This window comes from Asticcacaulis sp. P4_H10, from assembly GCF_056400965.1.
On record NZ_JBFUKH010000010.1, the window covers coordinates 43,186 to 59,660 of the forward strand.

The 16,475-nt window shown below is 60.9% G+C and carries 17 protein-coding genes; 10 read left to right on the forward strand and 7 right to left on the reverse strand.

Annotation, left to right across the window (positions count from 1 at the left end; genetic code table 11):
• Positions 1 to 94: 94 nt before the first annotated feature.
• A complete protein-coding gene (gene purD, locus AC1DON_RS18155; RefSeq protein ID WP_476936228.1) occupies positions 95 to 1,360 on the reverse strand; it encodes a phosphoribosylamine--glycine ligase in 1,266 nt (421 codons plus the stop codon).
• Between the two features lie 149 nt (positions 1,361 to 1,509).
• On the opposite strand from purD, the gene AC1DON_RS18160 reads away from it, so the two are divergent.
• The 8 genes from AC1DON_RS18160 (at position 1,510) to AC1DON_RS18195 (ending at position 9,129) form a co-directional block, all read left to right on the forward strand.
• Complete coding sequence (locus AC1DON_RS18160; protein WP_476936229.1) at positions 1,510 to 2,862, forward strand: glycoside hydrolase family 27 protein; 1,353 nt, start codon at positions 1,510 to 1,512, stop codon at positions 2,860 to 2,862.
• 35 nt (positions 2,863 to 2,897) lie between these two features.
• Positions 2,898 to 4,526 carry an exodeoxyribonuclease VII large subunit gene (gene xseA, locus AC1DON_RS18165; protein WP_476936230.1) on the forward strand — a complete coding sequence of 543 codons (1,629 nt, stop codon included), beginning with the start codon at positions 2,898 to 2,900 and terminating at the stop codon, positions 4,524 to 4,526.
• A 59-nt stretch (positions 4,527 to 4,585) separates the two neighbouring features.
• On the forward strand, positions 4,586 to 4,804 hold the full coding sequence (locus AC1DON_RS18170; protein ID WP_476936231.1) for a DUF2093 domain-containing protein: 219 nt from the start codon (positions 4,586 to 4,588) through the stop codon (positions 4,802 to 4,804).
• Complete coding sequence (locus tag AC1DON_RS18175) at positions 4,783 to 5,643, forward strand: M23 family metallopeptidase (protein ID WP_476936232.1); 861 nt, start codon at positions 4,783 to 4,785, stop codon at positions 5,641 to 5,643. Before AC1DON_RS18170 ends, AC1DON_RS18175 begins: the two co-directional genes overlap by 22 nt.
• Before the next feature lie 191 nt (positions 5,644 to 5,834).
• Positions 5,835 to 6,329 (forward strand): response regulator, encoded by a 495-nt coding sequence (locus AC1DON_RS18180; RefSeq protein WP_476936233.1) that lies wholly within the window; start codon positions 5,835 to 5,837, stop codon positions 6,327 to 6,329.
• Between the two features lie 114 nt (positions 6,330 to 6,443).
• Entirely contained in the window at positions 6,444 to 7,715 is a 1,272-nt protein-coding gene (tipF, locus tag AC1DON_RS18185; RefSeq protein ID WP_476936234.1) for a flagella assembly cyclic-di-GMP phosphodiesterase TipF, read from the forward strand.
• Between the two features lie 101 nt (positions 7,716 to 7,816).
• Positions 7,817 to 8,182, forward strand: coding sequence for a hypothetical protein (locus AC1DON_RS18190; protein ID WP_476936235.1), 366 nt, complete (start codon positions 7,817 to 7,819; stop codon positions 8,180 to 8,182).
• A gap of 74 nt (positions 8,183 to 8,256) precedes the next feature.
• The gene (locus tag AC1DON_RS18195) at positions 8,257 to 9,129 is read left to right on the forward strand and encodes a TIGR01459 family HAD-type hydrolase (protein WP_476936236.1); all 873 of its coding nucleotides are present in this window, start codon (positions 8,257 to 8,259) and stop codon (positions 9,127 to 9,129) included.
• A 131-nt stretch (positions 9,130 to 9,260) separates the two neighbouring features.
• Here the strand turns inward: AC1DON_RS18195 and AC1DON_RS18200 are convergent, their stop codons facing one another.
• Together AC1DON_RS18200 and AC1DON_RS18205 are read right to left on the reverse strand one after the other, a co-directional pair.
• Complete coding sequence (locus AC1DON_RS18200) at positions 9,261 to 10,166, reverse strand: protein phosphatase CheZ (RefSeq protein WP_476936237.1); 906 nt, start codon at positions 10,164 to 10,166, stop codon at positions 9,261 to 9,263.
• Positions 10,167 to 10,219: 53 nt separating this feature from the next.
• Positions 10,220 to 10,606 carry a response regulator gene (locus AC1DON_RS18205; RefSeq protein ID WP_192618472.1) on the reverse strand — a complete coding sequence of 129 codons (387 nt, stop codon included), beginning with the start codon at positions 10,604 to 10,606 and terminating at the stop codon, positions 10,220 to 10,222.
• Positions 10,607 to 10,952: 346 nt separating this feature from the next.
• Between AC1DON_RS18205 and AC1DON_RS18210 the strand changes: the two genes are divergently transcribed.
• Entirely contained in the window at positions 10,953 to 11,378 is a 426-nt protein-coding gene (locus AC1DON_RS18210) for a MaoC family dehydratase (protein ID WP_476936238.1), read from the forward strand.
• Between the two features lie 4 nt (positions 11,379 to 11,382).
• On the forward strand, positions 11,383 to 12,405 hold the full coding sequence (ribF, locus tag AC1DON_RS18215; protein WP_476936239.1) for a riboflavin biosynthesis protein RibF: 1,023 nt from the start codon (positions 11,383 to 11,385) through the stop codon (positions 12,403 to 12,405).
• Here ribF and AC1DON_RS18220 read toward each other — a convergent pair.
• The 4 genes from AC1DON_RS18220 to AC1DON_RS18235 all read right to left on the reverse strand — a co-directional run bounded on the left by AC1DON_RS18220 (position 12,377) and on the right by AC1DON_RS18235 (position 16,248).
• On the reverse strand, positions 12,377 to 12,997 hold the full coding sequence (locus tag AC1DON_RS18220; RefSeq protein ID WP_476936240.1) for a GyrI-like domain-containing protein: 621 nt from the start codon (positions 12,995 to 12,997) through the stop codon (positions 12,377 to 12,379). The two genes, ribF and AC1DON_RS18220, sit on opposite strands and share 29 nt — an antisense overlap.
• A 71-nt stretch (positions 12,998 to 13,068) precedes the next feature.
• Entirely contained in the window at positions 13,069 to 13,827 is a 759-nt protein-coding gene (locus tag AC1DON_RS18225) for a glycosyltransferase family 2 protein (RefSeq protein WP_476936241.1), read from the reverse strand.
• Positions 13,828 to 13,875: 48 nt separating this feature from the next.
• Entirely contained in the window at positions 13,876 to 15,036 is a 1,161-nt protein-coding gene (locus AC1DON_RS18230) for a DUF3089 domain-containing protein (protein ID WP_476936242.1), read from the reverse strand.
• Between the two features lie 99 nt (positions 15,037 to 15,135).
• Positions 15,136 to 16,248: a PQQ-dependent sugar dehydrogenase gene (locus tag AC1DON_RS18235; RefSeq protein ID WP_476936243.1), complete on the reverse strand. Its 1,113-nt coding sequence runs from the start codon at positions 16,246 to 16,248 to the stop codon at positions 15,136 to 15,138.
• Positions 16,249 to 16,475: the final 227 nt, after the last annotated feature.

A 16,475-nucleotide genomic window follows, 5' to 3' on the forward strand; every position in this document is an offset into this window, starting at 1 on the left:
CCAGAGATTTGAGTCGCATAATAGCCAGCAAGCGCCGCAGGTACTTAAGTACCTGCAAGCGCAGACTGCGTATTAGGCGGCCAAAGATCGCCGCTTAAAGGGCGCGCCAGCCGATGTCGGTTCGGTAGAACCCACCTGGCCAGTCTATTTGATTGATGGCCGCATAGGCCTTGTCGCGAGCTTCCTGGATCGTCTTGCCGCGCGCGCAGATGTTCAGCACGCGCCCGCCGGCGGCCTTAAGCGCGCCGTCATCGCCGCGCGCCGTACCGGCGTGGAACACCGTGACATCATCGCCGAAGTCCTGGTCGGCGCCGCGAATGAGCGAGCCCGTCAGCGGGCTGTCCGGATAGCCCTTGGCGGCGTAGACGACGCAGACAGCGGCGTTGTCGTACCATTGCGGCGCCGGCATGGCCTTCAGGCCCCCCTTGGTCGCAGCCACCAGATAGGGCACGATGTCGCTCTTGAGGCGCAGCATCAGCACCTGGCATTCCGGATCGCCGAAACGGGCATTGTATTCGACCAGGCGCGGACGGCCGTCTTCGACCATCAGCCCGGCATATAGTACGCCGGTATACGGATTACCCTCGGCCTTCATACCGGCCATGGTCGGATCGAGAATTTCGTCCTGGGTGACCTTCAGCAGATCCGGTGTGACGATCGGCGCCGGCGAATAGGTGCCCATGCCGCCGGTGTTCGGGCCGGTGTCGCCGTCGAAAGCGCGCTTATGATCCTGGGCCCAGCCGAACAGCAACGCGGTTTCCCCGTCGCAAATGGCAAAGATCGAGGCCTCTTCGCCCATCATGAACTCTTCGATGACGATCTGGCTCGAGGCAGGGCCATAACGCCCGCCCAGCATAGCTTCGATCTCGGCAACCGCGTCCGGATAATCGGGCGAGATGGCAACGCCCTTACCGGCGGCCAGGCCATCGGCCTTGATGACGTAGGGCGGCTGATAGGTCTTCAGGAAATCGCGCGCTTCGGCGACCGTGGTGAAGGTCTCCGACGCAGCCGTCGGGATATTGTGACGCTTGCAGAAGTCCTTGGTGAAGGCCTTGGACGATTCGAGCTGCGCCGCCGTCTGCATTGGGCCAAAGCAGGGGATATTCAGCCTGGCGCAGGCATTAGCGATACCTTCGGCCAAGGCGCTTTCCGGACCAACCACGACCAGGTCAGCGCTGATCTCCTGCGCCAGGGCCGTCAGCCCGGCGACATCAGTCGCCTTTATCGCATGGCATTCCCCCAGGGCCGCCATGCCGGGATTGCCTGGCGCGATGACCAAACGCTCGCACAATGGCGATTGACGAATTTTCCAAGCGAGGGCGTGTTCGCGGCCGCCCGAGCCGATCAGCAGGATGTTCATGGGCGCTTCGCTTCCCTCATGTGGACGGACAGGTCAAGAGGTTTGTCATTCCTGACGAAACCTGCAATAGTCTGACAATAAGAAAAGACGAGGAAAAGTCAGCGCGTTTTTCAACGCTTGTTGTGAAACACTATTATTAGGAACGTCATATGACCGACTTGAACCGCCGCGCCGCCCTGACGGCGACGGGGCTTTGGGGCTTGGCAGCCGCCCTGCCGGCGTCAGCAGCGGCCAAGAAATCCGCATCCGCCGCCAAGGCCAAGCTCTTGGCGCCAACGCCCCCAATGGGCTGGAACAGCTGGAACAGCTTTGCCACGACCATTACCGAAGCGCAGTCGCTGGAGACTGCGAAGATCATGGCCGACAAGCTCTTGCCATCGGGCTACGACATCTTCACCATCGACATCCAGTGGTACGAGCCCGAAGCCGTCAGTTACACCTATAACAGCCACCCCATGCCCGCCATGGATGGCTACGGCCGTCTGATCCCCGCACCGAACCGCTTTCCGTCGTCGGCGAATGGCTCAGGCTTCACGGCGATCGCCAAGCAGGTTCATGCGCTTGGCCTGCGCTTCGGCATCCACCTGATGCGTGGCATCCCGCGCCTGGCGGTTGAAAAGAACCTGCCCGTGCTCGGCACCCAATATCACGCGCGTGACATCGCCGACACCTCCAGCACCTGCCCATGGAACCCCGACATGTACGGCGTCGACATGTCAAAGCCGGGCGCCCAAGCCTACTACAACTCGGTCTTCAAGCTCTACGCCTCGTGGGGTGTCGACTTCGTCAAGATGGACGATATGAGCCGGCCTTACGACGCCCATGCCCCCGAAATCGAAGCGGCGCATAAGGCGATCGTCGCCACCGGCAGACCGATTATCCTCAGCCTCTCCCCCGGTGAAACACCTGTGCCCAGCCACGCCCACGTGGCAAAGTACGCCGAGATGTGGCGGATCAGCGACGACTTCTGGGACGAATGGCGCCTGCTCGACGAGCAGTTCACGCGCCTTGAAAACTGGAATGAACATCGCCTGCCCGGCCACTGGCCGGATGCCGACATGCTGCCGCTCGGCCGCCTGGCGCTCGGCAATCGCGACACCAAGTTCACCCCAGATGAGCAGCAGACCCTGATGACGCTGTGGTCGATCGCGCGCTCGCCGCTGATCATGGGCGGCGACCTGCGTCACCTCGACGCGCCGACACTGGCGCTGCTTACCAATGCGGAAGTCCTGGCCGTCAACCAGAAGAGTCATGACACGAAACCATGGTTCATGGCCGATGGCATGCGCATCTGGACAGCCAAGGCAGCGAATGGCGACGCCTACCTGGCGCTGTTCAACACCACCGACAAGACCAAGGCGGTCGGCTTCGATCTCAAGAACCTCGGCCTTAAGGCAGCGCGCGTTCGTGATCTGTGGACGCACAAGGACCTGGGCAGCGTGTCTGGCCGTGTCAGCGCCGACCTTCCAGCGCACGGCAGTGCGCTCTACCGCCTAAGCTAATGGACAGTGCCGGCCATGCCGATTAATGAGTAGGCATGGCCGATCTGCTGACCGAATCATCCAATGCCGCTCCCTATTCCGTTTCGGAACTGGCGGGCGCGCTCAAGCGTACGCTCGAGACAACCTACGACCATGTCCGGCTGCGTGGTGAAATTTCCAAGGTCACGCGCCATTCATCAGGCCACGTCTATCTGACGGTAAAGGATGACAAGGCGGCGATTGATGGCGTCATCTGGAAGGGCCAGGTGTCGCGTCTCCAGGCCCAGCCCGACCACGGCCTCGAAGTCATCGTCACCGGCCGCATCACGACGTTTCCGACTTCATCGAAATATCAGATCGTTATCGAGCAGATGGAAGTGGCGGGCGTCGGCGCCTTGCTGGCCCAGCTTGAACGCCTCAAGCAAAAGCTGCATGGCGAAGGTCTGTTTTCGCCGGAGCGCAAACGCCCCCTGCCCTTTGCCCCCAAGGTCATCGGCGTCATCACCTCGCCGACAGGCGCCGTCATCCGCGACATCCTTCACCGCATCCGCGACCGCTGGCCGTGCCGCGTCATCGTCTGGCCGGTCGTAGTGCAGGGCGACGCTGCGCCGCCGCAGGTCATCCGCGCCCTGAAAGGCTTTGAAGCCGGCGAGAACGGCTTGCCCCGCCCCGACGTCGTCATCGTGGCACGCGGCGGCGGCAGTGTCGAAGATCTGTGGCCCTTCAACGATGAAGGCCTGGCGCGCGCCGTCTCGGCCTGCACCATCCCCGTGATCTCGGCCGTCGGTCACGAGACCGATACGACACTGATCGACTATGTCTCGGATCGCCGCGCGCCCACGCCGACCGGCGCAGCCGAAATGGCGACGCCTGTACTGGGCGAACTGCGCGCCTTTGTTTCCGATCTGGAGCGCCGCCGCCAGACGATTATTTCCAGAATACTGGAAGTGCGGCGTGAGCGCGTTGTCCTGCTGAGCCGCGCCTTACCCAAGCCGCAGGAACTGATCGACACGGCGCAGCAGCGACTCGATTTCGTGGCGCATCGACTGAGTGGCGGATTGACGGCGAATCTCAACGCCCACGAAGTGGCGCTGCAACGGACCTCGGCGCGCTTCCGGCCGGGCCTGCTGGAGCAGCCACAGCGCCTGAAAACCGACCAGTTGGCGCAGTTATCGCAACGCCTGGCGGGTGCCGTGACGCGCAAGCTGGCCCTGACTGAAAGCCACGCCCGCCTGCCGCAACTGGCCACGCGCCTGGACGACGGACTGAAGCGCATTGCCACGACCAAGGGTGAACGTCTGCCCGACCTGTCGCGCCGCCTGGATGAAATCCTGCGCCGCGCCGTCACGCAAAAGGGCGAGCGCCTGCCGGAACTGACGCGCCGTCTCTCCGAAGCCATGACGCGCGCCCTCGGCCAGCGCACCGACCGGCTCAGAAGCCTGGAGCAATTGCGCACCAGCCTCGATCCCGACCGGCCGCTGGAACTTGGCTTTGCCCGCGTCAACCGCAAGGACGGCCAACTTGTCACCACGCCCGACATGGTGTCGGCCGGCGAAGGGCTTGAGCTGACCTTCAAGGGCAACCGCAAACTCGAGGTCACCGTCGGCGAAGGTGCGCCCCCCGCGCCCAAACTCGCCGTCAAAAAGCCGGGCGGCCTGCCGCCGCAACAGGGCAGCCTGTTCTGACTGTTCTTCTTGATCCGGGCCCTCTTGATTAGCATCAGGGCGCGGCATATGTTTAGATTATGAATATGCATGCCTCTCAGCCCCTCCTGCCCGGCCAGGCCGTCCTTCACTACGGTGACGGCGAATACAATGTCATGCGGCCCGGCAAGTTCGTCATCTGCGCCGTCTCCGGCCGCCAGATTCCGCTGGAGGCGCTGAAATACTGGAATCCCCGCACGCAGGAGGCCTATGCAGGCCCCGAGGAAGCCACGGCCCGATGGAAAAACCAGACGGCCTGAACCGCAGACATCTTCTGACAGCCTTGGGGGGGCTCGGCATCGCCGCCGCCTGGCCGGCTGCCGCGACACCGGAATTCGACACCCTGCTGCCTTTCGACCTGAAGGGACGGTTCGTGCAAGGCGGCTATTGCGTCGGCCATGGCGCGCCTTTCGCTGAACTCTGGGTCGATGGAAACCTGCGCGGACGCACCGCGGCCGATGGCTGGTTTTATGTCGGCTTCGATCGCGACAGCAGCCAGTCCTGCCGGATCAGCGTCAAGGATCACGGCAGGACGACCAGCGTCATGCTGGCCATCACGCCAACCCTTTACGATATCCAGAGAGTCGACGGCCTGCCGCAGCAGACGGTGACGCCGACCGAACCCCAGGTCTTGGAACGGATCAAGCGCGACGCCGAACTGAAAAACCTGGCTTTTACCAGCCGTGCCGTCGAGGAAGGCTTTCGCAAGCCCTTCCAGTTTCCGCTCAGCGATTTCCGCGTGTCCGGCCGTTTCGGCAATCAGCGCATACTGAACGGCACACCCGGCGCCCCGCATTACGGCTTTGACATGGCCGCGCCGACGGGCACGCCGATCCGCGCCCCGCAATCTGGCCTGGTCGTGCTGGCTCAGTCCGACATGTTCTACGAAGGCGGCCTGGTCTTCATCGACCACGGCCAGGGCGTGATCTCCATGTACCTGCATCAGTCGGAGGTCATCGTCCGAACCGGCCAACGCGTTTCTGCGGGTCAGATCATCGGCAAGGTCGGCGCCACGGGCCGCGCTACAGGGCCGCACCTATGCTGGCGCCTCAAGTGGAACGACCGCCGCATGGACCCCAGCCTGATGGTCGCAACCTGAAGTTGCCGCTCTTTTGCGTTGCGCCACTTCTATAAGTCCAACGGTATCGGTGTGCCGCAAATGACGTGTCTTTTTACCGACAGGCGAATTATTCGCTTGAATTTGCTACGCTGTTCTTCATAACAGCGAATTGCGCCCAATCATAAAATCAAATCCATGGCGCTCGTCACCGCACATCTTCGTCCAGGAACATGGCCGATTACAGCAGTTTGAAAATCCTGCTGGTTGAAGACAACCAGCACATGCGATCGATCGTTGGCGCCATTCTTAAGGGCTCCGGCATCCGGAATGTCCGCGAAGCGCGCGACGGCGCGGAGGCGCTTGATCTGCTGCGCCAGTTTCCCGCCGACATCGCCCTCGTCGACTTCAACATGGACCCGATCGACGGCGTTGAATTTACGAAATTACTGCGCAATGCCCAGGATAGCTCCAACCCCTATCTGCCGATTATCATGATCACCGGCCATTCGGAGCGTTCGCGTGTCATTCAGGCGCGCGATGCCGGCGTCAATGAATTCGTCGTCAAGCCTCTGACGGCGCGCGCCCTGCTCGGCCGGCTCGACAGCGTCATCATGCGTCCGCGCCCCTTTATTCGCTGCCGGAATTATTTCGGCCCGGACCGCCGCCGCATTGCCGACCAGGCCTATGCCGGTCCGTTCCGGCGATCAACCGACGGCATGATCTAGACGCGGATTTCGGGCCCGCGCAATAGTTAACAAGCCTCTTTGCGAGGCAGGCAAATCGTCCCATAGTAGTTTGGTGATTCTATCTGCGCCCCACCTGTGGCCACGGAAGCCTCGATGAGAAAACTCACCCCAGTCCTGCTGATGGGCACCTATTTCCTGCTTTCCGCCAGCCTGGGCGCGACCCTTTACAATGGCGCGTCGGGTCCGGGCGCCGCATTGGCTGCCGTGCTCGGTTGCCTGGGCGTATGCGTTGCCTTCCACGTCTTTGTCGGTCAGCGGCTGGTCGAGATGCGTGTCACACGCGATATCGAACAGGTTCGTGAAGCGCACCGGCTGATGGTCGACGCCATTGACTCGACGCAGAAGGACATGATCGAACTGGCCGACCGCGTCCAACATCAGCGTACCTCGCGATCCGAAGAGCTGACCTCAGAGGTCCGGATGCTCGAAGACCTGGTCAAGAAGCTGGGGGAAAGCATCGAGGACCGCCTGGCTGATTGGCAAGCGGCGCCGGCCGTCATGGCCCAGCCTCGCAATGCGCGCGAAGCCCAGGCCCTGGCGCTGATCGAGACCATCCGCGAAGCCCTTACGCAGAACCGGGTGGACCTGTACCTGCAACCCGTCGTCAGCCTGCCCCAGCGCAAGACCATCTTCTACGAAAGCTTCTCACGCCTGCGCGACGTCTCCGGCCGCGTGCTGATGCCGGCGGAATATCTCAACGTCGCCGATGCCGAAGGCCTTGTGCCGTCGATCGACAACCTGCTGCTGTTCCGCTGCGTGCAGATCGTCCGCCGCCTGGCCAAGCAGGACCGCCGCATCGGCATCTTCTGCAACATCTCGCTGACCTCGTTGCGCGACGAAACCTTCTTCCCGCAGTTCCTGGAATTCCTGAACGAGAACCGCGATCTGGCCGGCGCGCTGATCTTCGAGCTGGGTCAGGACGCGTTCGCTTCGCGCGGCTCGGTCGAAGCACGAAACATGGCCAAGCTGGCCGATCTCGGCTTCCGCTTCTCGATCGACAAGGTCGCGAGCATCGATTTCGACCTGCAGGACCTGCATCGTTCGGACGTCCGCTTCGTCAAGGTCGGCGCCAACATCCTGCTCGACCAGTTGCTGAACATCGAAGGCAAGCCGGCCCTGAAGTTCATGAAGGACATCCACGCCGGCGATTACGCGTCGATGCTGGCGCGTTATGGGATCGAAGTCGTGGCTGAAAAGGTGGAGAACGAAAAGCAGGTCGTGGACATTCTCGACCTCGATATCGGCTACGCCCAGGGGCATCTGTTCGGAGAACCGCGCGCCATCAAGGAACAGGTCCTGGCCGAGACCGATCCGCCGGCCGGCTTTATCAAGTCCACCCTGCCCCAGGTCCGTCGCCGGGCATGAGGTGGGGGCCTCCTTGTATCGCCTTAGCCCTATTGGCGGTTACGTGTGCCTGTTCGCCATCAGCACAACAAGCGAGGCAAGAAAGCCAATCTGCCACGTCATTGCCCAGCGAAGATGAACTCAACAGGCTGGGCGAAGACATCTTTTTGATGTGCTCACGGCCCAATCTTTCGGCATTGCCGGCATTTAATATCAAGGCCCGCCCCTTACCGGATGAGGCTACGGCGTTAGAATTTGCATCGGACACCTTCGACAAGGTCTACGGTCGTGAAAGTATGCAAAGACAACAGCCACTGCGTATCGTTCGGCTGGATTACCCTTACGCTGATCCCCCAGGCGTGACGCGCTACAATGGTAACTGGGTCATCCAAAGTACCTGGAATGAACCGGCAGGCACAAAAGGCGGCACAGGCATAATGATTGCCAACCCAAACGGCGAAATTCTTTGCCTGACGCACGGGTTATAGAATAAAGGCCCCTTCCCCTGCCGCAGCGCACTCGTTAAACAACCGGCAACTGTAGCGCCTATTGCGAGTGTGGAATGTCCCAACCCGAACTGCTGTCTGGTCTGTCGGCTGTATCCGATCAGTATGATGCCGTCTTCTGCGACATCTGGGGCGTGATCCACAATGGCCGCCAGCATTTTCCGCCCGCCTACGAGGCGCTGAAGCGCTTCAAGGCCGATCGTGGTCCGGTCGTGTTGATTTCCAACTCGCCGCGCCCGCGTGACAGCCTGGTCGCGCAACTGGCCAGCCTCGGCATCATGGAAGACGGCTTTTCTGCTGTCATTTCGTCGGGCGACGCCACGCGCGAATATCTGCGCAAGTTCGCGCCGACCGGCCCCGCCTGGCGCATCGGTGACCCGCGCGAACAGTCGCTCTACGAAGGCATTGACATCGACCTCGATGGCACGCCGGAAACCGCCGCCTTTATCTCGTGTACCTCGCCCTATAACGACGAGACCGATACGGTCGAGCAGTATCGCACCGACTTCGAAGCCGCCATCCAGAACCGCCAGGTCATGATCTGCGCCAATCCCGACAAGGTCGTCCAGCGCGGCGACAAGATCATTATCTGCGCCGGCTCGCTGGCCGATCTGTACGCCGCCATGGGCGGAGAGGTCATCATGGCGGGCAAGCCATATGCCCCCATCTATGACATGTGCTACGCCGAGCTTGACCGCCAGACGGGCCGCGCGCACGACAAGTCGCGGATACTCGCCATCGGCGACGGCCTGCCGACCGATGTGCTGGGTGCCAACGGCCAGGGCCTGGACCTTCTGTTCATCGCCGCCGGCATCCATGCGCTCGAAGCCACCGACGATGCGGGCAAGCTCGATCCGCTGCTGCTCAAGAAGCTGCTGGATGTCCAGGCCGCCCAGGCGCGCTACGTCGCCGAAGCCTTGCGCTGGTAACGCAAAAACGCGGTGGCCATTCCGACCACCGCGTTCTCGCACCATCGCAATATATCCGCTTGCAGCTCTAAGGCTGCTTGTCAGCGTCTTTGCTTATTATTCAGGCGTTTCCTGGCTCTAGCTATGTCGCTTTAGTCGAACAGGGCGTCGATATCGTCCTGACTGTTCGTCTTGCCCATGTCTTCGGGGGCGATGTCGAACATGGAGTCGATATCCTCCTGGCTGTTCTTTTCCTCGGCGGCCGGCGCAGGGGCTGGCGCGGGTGCCGGGGCAGCGGGTTTCGGCGCCGGAGCGGGTTCAGGGGCTTTGGCGACAGGCGCCGGAGCCGGTTTGGGGGCAGGCGCAGGCTCGGGAGCTTTCGCAACCGGAACCGGCGCGGGCGCAGGGGCCTTGGCTGCCAGGGCATCGGGCATCACGGCAGGGGCTACCGGATCCTCGTTGAACATGGCGTCGATGGCATCCTGCTTGGTTTCCGGACCGCCGATGGCGGGGCCGTTGAGCAGCAGGTCGTGACGGCGCTTCTCTTCGGCCGTCATTTCCAACGGGGCGCTGTCATCGATACCCAGCGTGTTGGCCAGCTTGCCGACACGTTCCTCAATCTGCTTCAGAACATTGACGACCTTCGACACGCGCTGGCCGGTGATGTCCTGGAACGAGCAGGCTTCAAAGATCTTCATGACCTCGTCATCGACCTTCGACTTGTAATCGGGGTCAGACGGACCGAAGCCCATAATGGCTTCGGCGGAGTTCATGATATTGTGGGTCGCGTTTTCGGTATCGCGAGTGATCGCTTCCAGCTCAGCGCCAGCGGTCGGGATACGATCTTGCGAAATGTCGTGCGGACGCATTTCGCGGATCTCTTCCTTCGCCTTGGCAATATAGCCGGCAATGATGCTGAATTCATCAGACCGGCGCTTGTCCAGTTGCTGAAAGAAGCCGCGCATCAGGGCGACCAGCGCTTCCGACTGCTGCATCAAATTGATCAGCTTGGGTTCGAGTTCGCCGACCATCGCGGGATCGAAATCCCCCGAATCCATCGCGTCTCGTTTTTCTGCTGGCATGGCCATAATGTTGTATTCCAAAAAGAGACTTAGAACTCGCCGAGAACGGCCGTGATCTTCTGCTTGAGAGTCGCGGCATTAAAAGGCTTAACAATGTAATTGTTAACGCCGGCTTTCTTGGCAGCGATAACGTTCTCAGTCTTGCTTTCGGCGGTGACCATGATGAATGGCGTACGCTTCAGGCCGTCATCGGCGCGGACCTTGAGCAGCAGCTCGTAGCCCGTCATCGGTTCCATGTTCCAGTCGGAGATGACCAGACCATAGGAGCCTTTTTTCATTTTTTCGAGCGCTTCGGTACCATCCGAAGCCTCTTCAACATTCTCGAAACCCAGCTGTTTCAGCAGGTTTGAGATAATCCGCAGCATGGTCTTGTAATCGTCGACTACCAGGACCGGCATGGACATATCGATGGCCATGAGTGAACGCCCCACTTTTTCTAAGTGAACCCACAACGTGCGGGCCCTTCGGATAAGATATGAGCCAATATGGAGCAAAGTGGATAAAATCAGGTTAAGGTCGTTTTTGAAATTTATTGATATATTTCAATGATATAAGCTATATTAACCACGAAATATGGTGAAAGCTGTCTGTAAATCGGCATTCGGCACAAAGAAAGTTGGCGCTCAAGCCCGGTACAGCTCCCTTTGTAGCTTACTCCCCCGGACAAAGACGGGTTTTTATTTGTCGCGATATTTTTGCCGAAAACCGCTTACACTTTTCGGCATATCGCTCTAGATGAACGTGAAACCAGCGGGACGCCTTATGAGCAAAGCCTATTACCTCGACGAACTCAGCCTGGAGCAGACAGCGTCGCGCCTATTTGTCGTCGATGACGCCGCCATCAACGCTTTTGCCGACGTGTCGACCGATCACAACCCGGTCCATGTCGACGAAGCCTTCGCGCTCGCGTCCCCGTTCAAGGGGCGCATCGCCCATGGCATGCTGATGGGCGCCTATATTTCCGCGACCCTGGCCGGTGAGCTGCCGGGCCAGGGCGCCATCTACGTCTCGCAGTCGCTGAACTTCAAACGCGCCGTCCGTCCCGGCGACGAAGCGACCGTCATCGTCACCATTACCGATATTGACCCGAAGTCGGGCCATGTCACCCTGTCGACCGTCGTCAAGGTACGCAACAAGACCTTCGTTGACGGCACGGCCGTTGTTATTGCACCGAAACGCCCACAGTAGCCTTATGTTCCCTGACCTGCCCCCTGCCCTGCGTCCGGCCGGAATCCAGATTCACCACCTCAGTCTGGATGCGCAACGCTATGTGCAGGACGACCCGGAGCCCAGCGCCTCGGACCTGCCCGACGGCGCGGCTGCGGCGATCGGTAGTTTCGACGGCGTCCACACCGGCCATCAGCAGGTCATCGCCACAGCGGTCGCCGCCGCCAGGGCCAATGGCAAACCGTCGGCCGTCATCTGTTTTGAACCCCACCCCCAAAGCCTGTTCCATCCCGACGGCAAACCCTTCCGCCTGATGGACCTGTCGCAGCAGCTACGCGCGTTCGCGACGCTCGGCGTCGACTACGCCTATGTGCTCGATTTCGACCGGCGCATGTCGCAGTTGGGCGCCGAGGATTTCGCCAGGATGATCCTGGCCGAGCAGTTGCGCCTCAGCCACGTCTCGGCCGGCTTCGACTTCCGCTTCGGCCTGCGCGGCCAGGGCGAAGCCGAGGACCTGACGGCGTTCGGACAGCGCTTCGGATACACAACCGATATCGTCCCCTGCCAGATGGACGACACCGGCAACAAGCTGTCATCATCGTCCGTGCGTGAGGCGCTGCTAGGTGGTGAGGTCGAGCGCGCGACGCAGATTCTTGGCCGCCCGCAAGCCTATCTCGGTGAAGTCATCCACGGCGCCAAGCAAGGCCGCACGATCGACTTCCCGACGCTCAACCTGAAACTCGGCAGCTACCTGCGCCCGCGCTACGGCATCTACGTGACGCGAACGCACTTCGGCGACGGCCGTATAGTGAATGGCGTCAGCAATATCGGCATCCGTCCGACCGTTGGCGGTGATATCGAGTTGCTGGAGACATACCTGTTCGATTTCGCCGAAGAGGTCTATGGCCAGATCGTCGAAACCGAACTGCTGCACTTCGTCCGCCCCGAAGCCAGGTTCGCCTCGTTCGATGCGCTGAAGACCGCCATCGCCGAAGATGCCGCCAAGGCGCGCGCCTGGTTTACTGAAGCTTCGCCACCGGCTGCCTGAGCAGCGTCCTGAGCTTTTCCGGCGCCGTTTTACGCGGATCCCCCAGATAGATTTCGTGGTGCCTGCCGGTTTCCCTGAGGCCGTTCGCCGGCAGCCACTCTTCGTGAAGCCGTTTTAAGGTGGGCCCTTCATCGTCATAGGAACCGATGTGCAGGATCTGGGCGCTCAGCCCCTCATCGAGCACCTCCAGCCGCGCCTGTTCGACGCCGGGCAGCCCCTTCTTCATCATGACCTCGGACAGCGCAGCCCTTACGTGATCCTCAGTGATCCAGTCGGGTTGCAGGATCATCATGGTCCACGACCATTTCGACTTCTGCCGGGACGCAAACGTCCTCATGTCGTCCGCCCACCACAGGCCTTCCAGCGGCCCCACGACATAGTCGCGGTCGAAGGCACGCTTCGACATGAATTTCAACGTATAGGACAGCGAATAGAGCGCCTCGACCGCCTGCTTGTATTCCGGCGCCGTATTCGGATCGCCCGCGCCATCATACATCAGGTAGGTCAAAGGCGGCACATCGACCAAGACGAAGTCCTTCGACGGGGCGCTATACAGGGACTTGTATTCGTTTTTGAAATCGATCTTGGACATGGACGCATCCTTTGGCAGCTTAAACTAGCCTCAAGTCTGCCCGGCATGCCGTCAAATTCCGGCAGTACCGTTTAGAACGGCGACTTGAGAATGCCGGCATAGTAGAGCTGATACTTCCAGAAGCGGATATATTTGCCGATCTTGGTCTTGGGGCGCGGCGCCGTGCCGGGGTCCGAGACATTGCGGCCGTGGCCGATATGGCGCGCCACACCAGGCAACAGAAAGGCCTGTGTGCCGACCTCCTTGATGATGGCCGACATGCGGTCAGGCGTCACGCGGTTGAATGGCTTGTAGCGATGATAGATCTCGGTCCGGAACAGGCCGGGATTGGGCGACCAGCCGAACCATTCCGGATGGGCATCGGGCTTGATATGGGCGAATTCCCGCCCGGCATAGGTTTCCGGCGTCGAACGCCTGCGGTACTTGCCCTTGATCTCTTCGAAGGCGCGAACCGTGACATTGGCAATCTGCGGATTGGCATCAAAAGCCGCCAGTGCGCCTTCCCAGTCCACCGGACCATCAAACGCCCAGTCGTCCTCGAGATGAAAGAGATAGGGCGTTTCGACCGCCGAATAGATGCGGTCGATCGAGGTCATCAGGCCCGTGCGTCCCGAACCTGTCAGTACCTGGGCATACGGCATGCGCGTCTTGACGGCGTTGATGACGCCCTCATCGGCCGAGTCTTCCGAGACGATGTACTTGCCGCCAGTATTATAGCGCTGGAAGCTTTGGAGCGTCTTTTCCAGCAAATCCAGACGGCCACAGCTGGTGATGCAGATCGTCACGCTGTCGGGAATCGCCCGGGGAGTCTGATCCGTCTGTTCCGCCATGGTGCCTCACATGCTTCGCGGGCAGTTAGTCCGCGCTATCCGTCCAAGTCAATTTTTTTCCGGTGTTGCCCGGAACAGGTCGGCCCGCGCCTGGAAATCAGCCTGCAGGTCGCCGTAGAACAGGTTATAGCTGTTGACCTTGCGCGCGCCTTCCCAGGTGTCGGCCGCCTTGAAGGCCGGCGAGGACGGCTTATCGACGGTCAGCAGTCCGCGCACGCACCGCGCCGACACCTTGTGCGGAATAAGCGGCGGCGGCGTGCCCCACTCCAGGCCAGTTGCGTTGGTCGCACCCAGCGACGCTTTTTCGTCGATGCCGCCACCGCCGGCAGCGCCGGTTAACGGGTTGACGCAGATAGCCGGGCGACTGTCGAGTGCGTCCAGATAGCCGGCGTCATTCCAGTAGACACCACGGCGCAGCAGCAGGAGCAGGCTTTCCGGCTCTTCCGAGGCGACGGTCTGGTAGGCGATGACGCAACCGGTCTGTACCCGCGCGGCGCAGGTCGGCAGGTCGAGATAGGACTTACCGTTGATCTCTTCGGGCACCAGGCTTTCGAGCAGGTAGACGGCGACGAGCTGTGCCTTAAGCTCCGGATCGGAAGCTATGTGCGTGCGGACCAGTTTTTGCGCCAGCAGGGCGCCCTGTTCCAGTCCGACAATGGCGAAGCCCTTGCCGCCCCGGCGGCTTTTGAGAAAGCGAGCGAAGGCGGCCTCGATATCGGTATAGGCGAACTCCCGCGCCTGACGCGCATCCTCGCGGCCGGTCAACTGCGTGAAGAGGCTGGCCTGGCGGTATTTGGGCGCATAGATGTTGCCGCCGACGGCAAACGGCCCGGCATAGTTGGGCAACTGGATCTGTTCGACCTCACGAATAGCCGAGCCCTTGTCGATGGGCCCAAGCCAGCCACCGCCGCCATCATAGCTGGTGGCGTGAATAAAAAAGACGTCGACCTTGCGCGGATCGGCAGAATATTTGGCGATGGCCGGGTTGAGGAACCAGCTTTCCGCCTTGCGGTAATCCGGGGCTTCCGGCGGCACGTAGATCTGGAATGGAATTTTTGGGTCGAGTTGGCCGCGGTGGAAGTCATTCTGCAGGTAAGACCATGCCATTCCCACAATCATCACGGCCAGCGCCAGCGACAACAGAAAGACGCGGTTGCGCAAGGCGCGCTGCAGCCACTCCGGCAGGGACTTGATCATGGCCGGGAGCATATTAACTCCCGGCCGTTTTGGGAAGGCCGATCCGCCGAAGTGTGTAGCGGTTTTTGGCGGAATATCGCGGTCGAAGCAAAAATAGCGATTCGGATCGCGTCACGACTTGGGGGACAGTTTCAGCAGACGACCCTCGCCGTCCTCCAGCAGGTAGATATTGCCATCAGGTCCCTGTTCGACGTCGCGGATGCGCGTCTCCATATCCCACTGGTCGGCCTTGGTCGCCTTGGCGCCGTCGATATCGACGCGAATCAGGGCCTGGCCGGACATGGCGCCGATGAAGGCGTCGCCCTTCCACTGCGGGAACTTGTCGCCGGTATAGAAGATAAGGCTCGATGGTGAGATCGACGGATTCCACCACACCTTAGGCGCTTCGAACTCCGGGCGCGTCGGGTGGTCGGGAATGTCGGCATCGTCATAACCGCTGCCATTGGATACCACCGGCCAGCCATAGTTCTTGCCGGCGACAATCAGGTTCAACTCGTCACCGCCCTTGGGGCCCATCTCGTCTTCCCACAACTGGCCATCGGGCGCAAACGCCAAACCATAAAGGTTTCGGTGGCCGTAGCTCCACACTTCATCAGCGGTTCCCCCCTTACCCGCGAAGGGATTTCCCGGCGCCGGTTTACCATCGAGCGTCAGGCGCAGCACCTTGCCGAGATTGACTTTCACGTCCTGGGCCGGGTCCTTCTTGTTGCGTTCGCCGGCAGTGACGAACAGGTATTTCTTGTCGGGTGACAGGGCCAGCTTCTGCGAATAGTGGAAGTCGGTGTCGGCAACCTTGGCCTGGCGCCAGATCACGGTCAGGCCTTCCAGGCGTGGATTGGCGTCGAGGACCAGTTTGGCGCGGGCAACCGCCGCGCCATTGCCGCCATCGCCGGGTTCGCTGAAACTTAAGAAGACATTACCGGTCGTGGCGTAGTCGGGCGCGGCGAGAATATCCCCAAGCGAACCCTGGCCGTTGTCGTCAACCTTGGGCGTCCCGGCAACATCCTTTGACACGCCTTTGGACAGCCACTTCAAGGTGCCGGACTTTTCGGTGACCAGCATGTCGCCATTGGGCAGGAAGGTCATGGCCCACGGCGTGTCGAACTTCGCGACTTCGGTGATGGTGAACGGCGCGCCATCGGCGGCGACGGACGGCGTCTGCTGGCAAGCTGTGATCGCCAGGGCGGACAGGGCGGCGGTGAACATCAGTTGGAATTTACGCATGGATCGGGTTCCTTTGCAGCGGAAAGGCGGGCGAACGCGGTACGTCCTTAGTCGGTGAAACGGACTTACAGGAGGTTTTCCGTCTGATGCAATATGGAAGGTTTAGCGTTGTTGATCGCATGCTTGTCACGAAAACCCGGTTTCCACTTTTTCGCTGCATGCTCCAGTGTCGTGATTTCGAAGTTCGTACGATTTTGATATCGCCCTCCGAAACGAACTTCGAAATC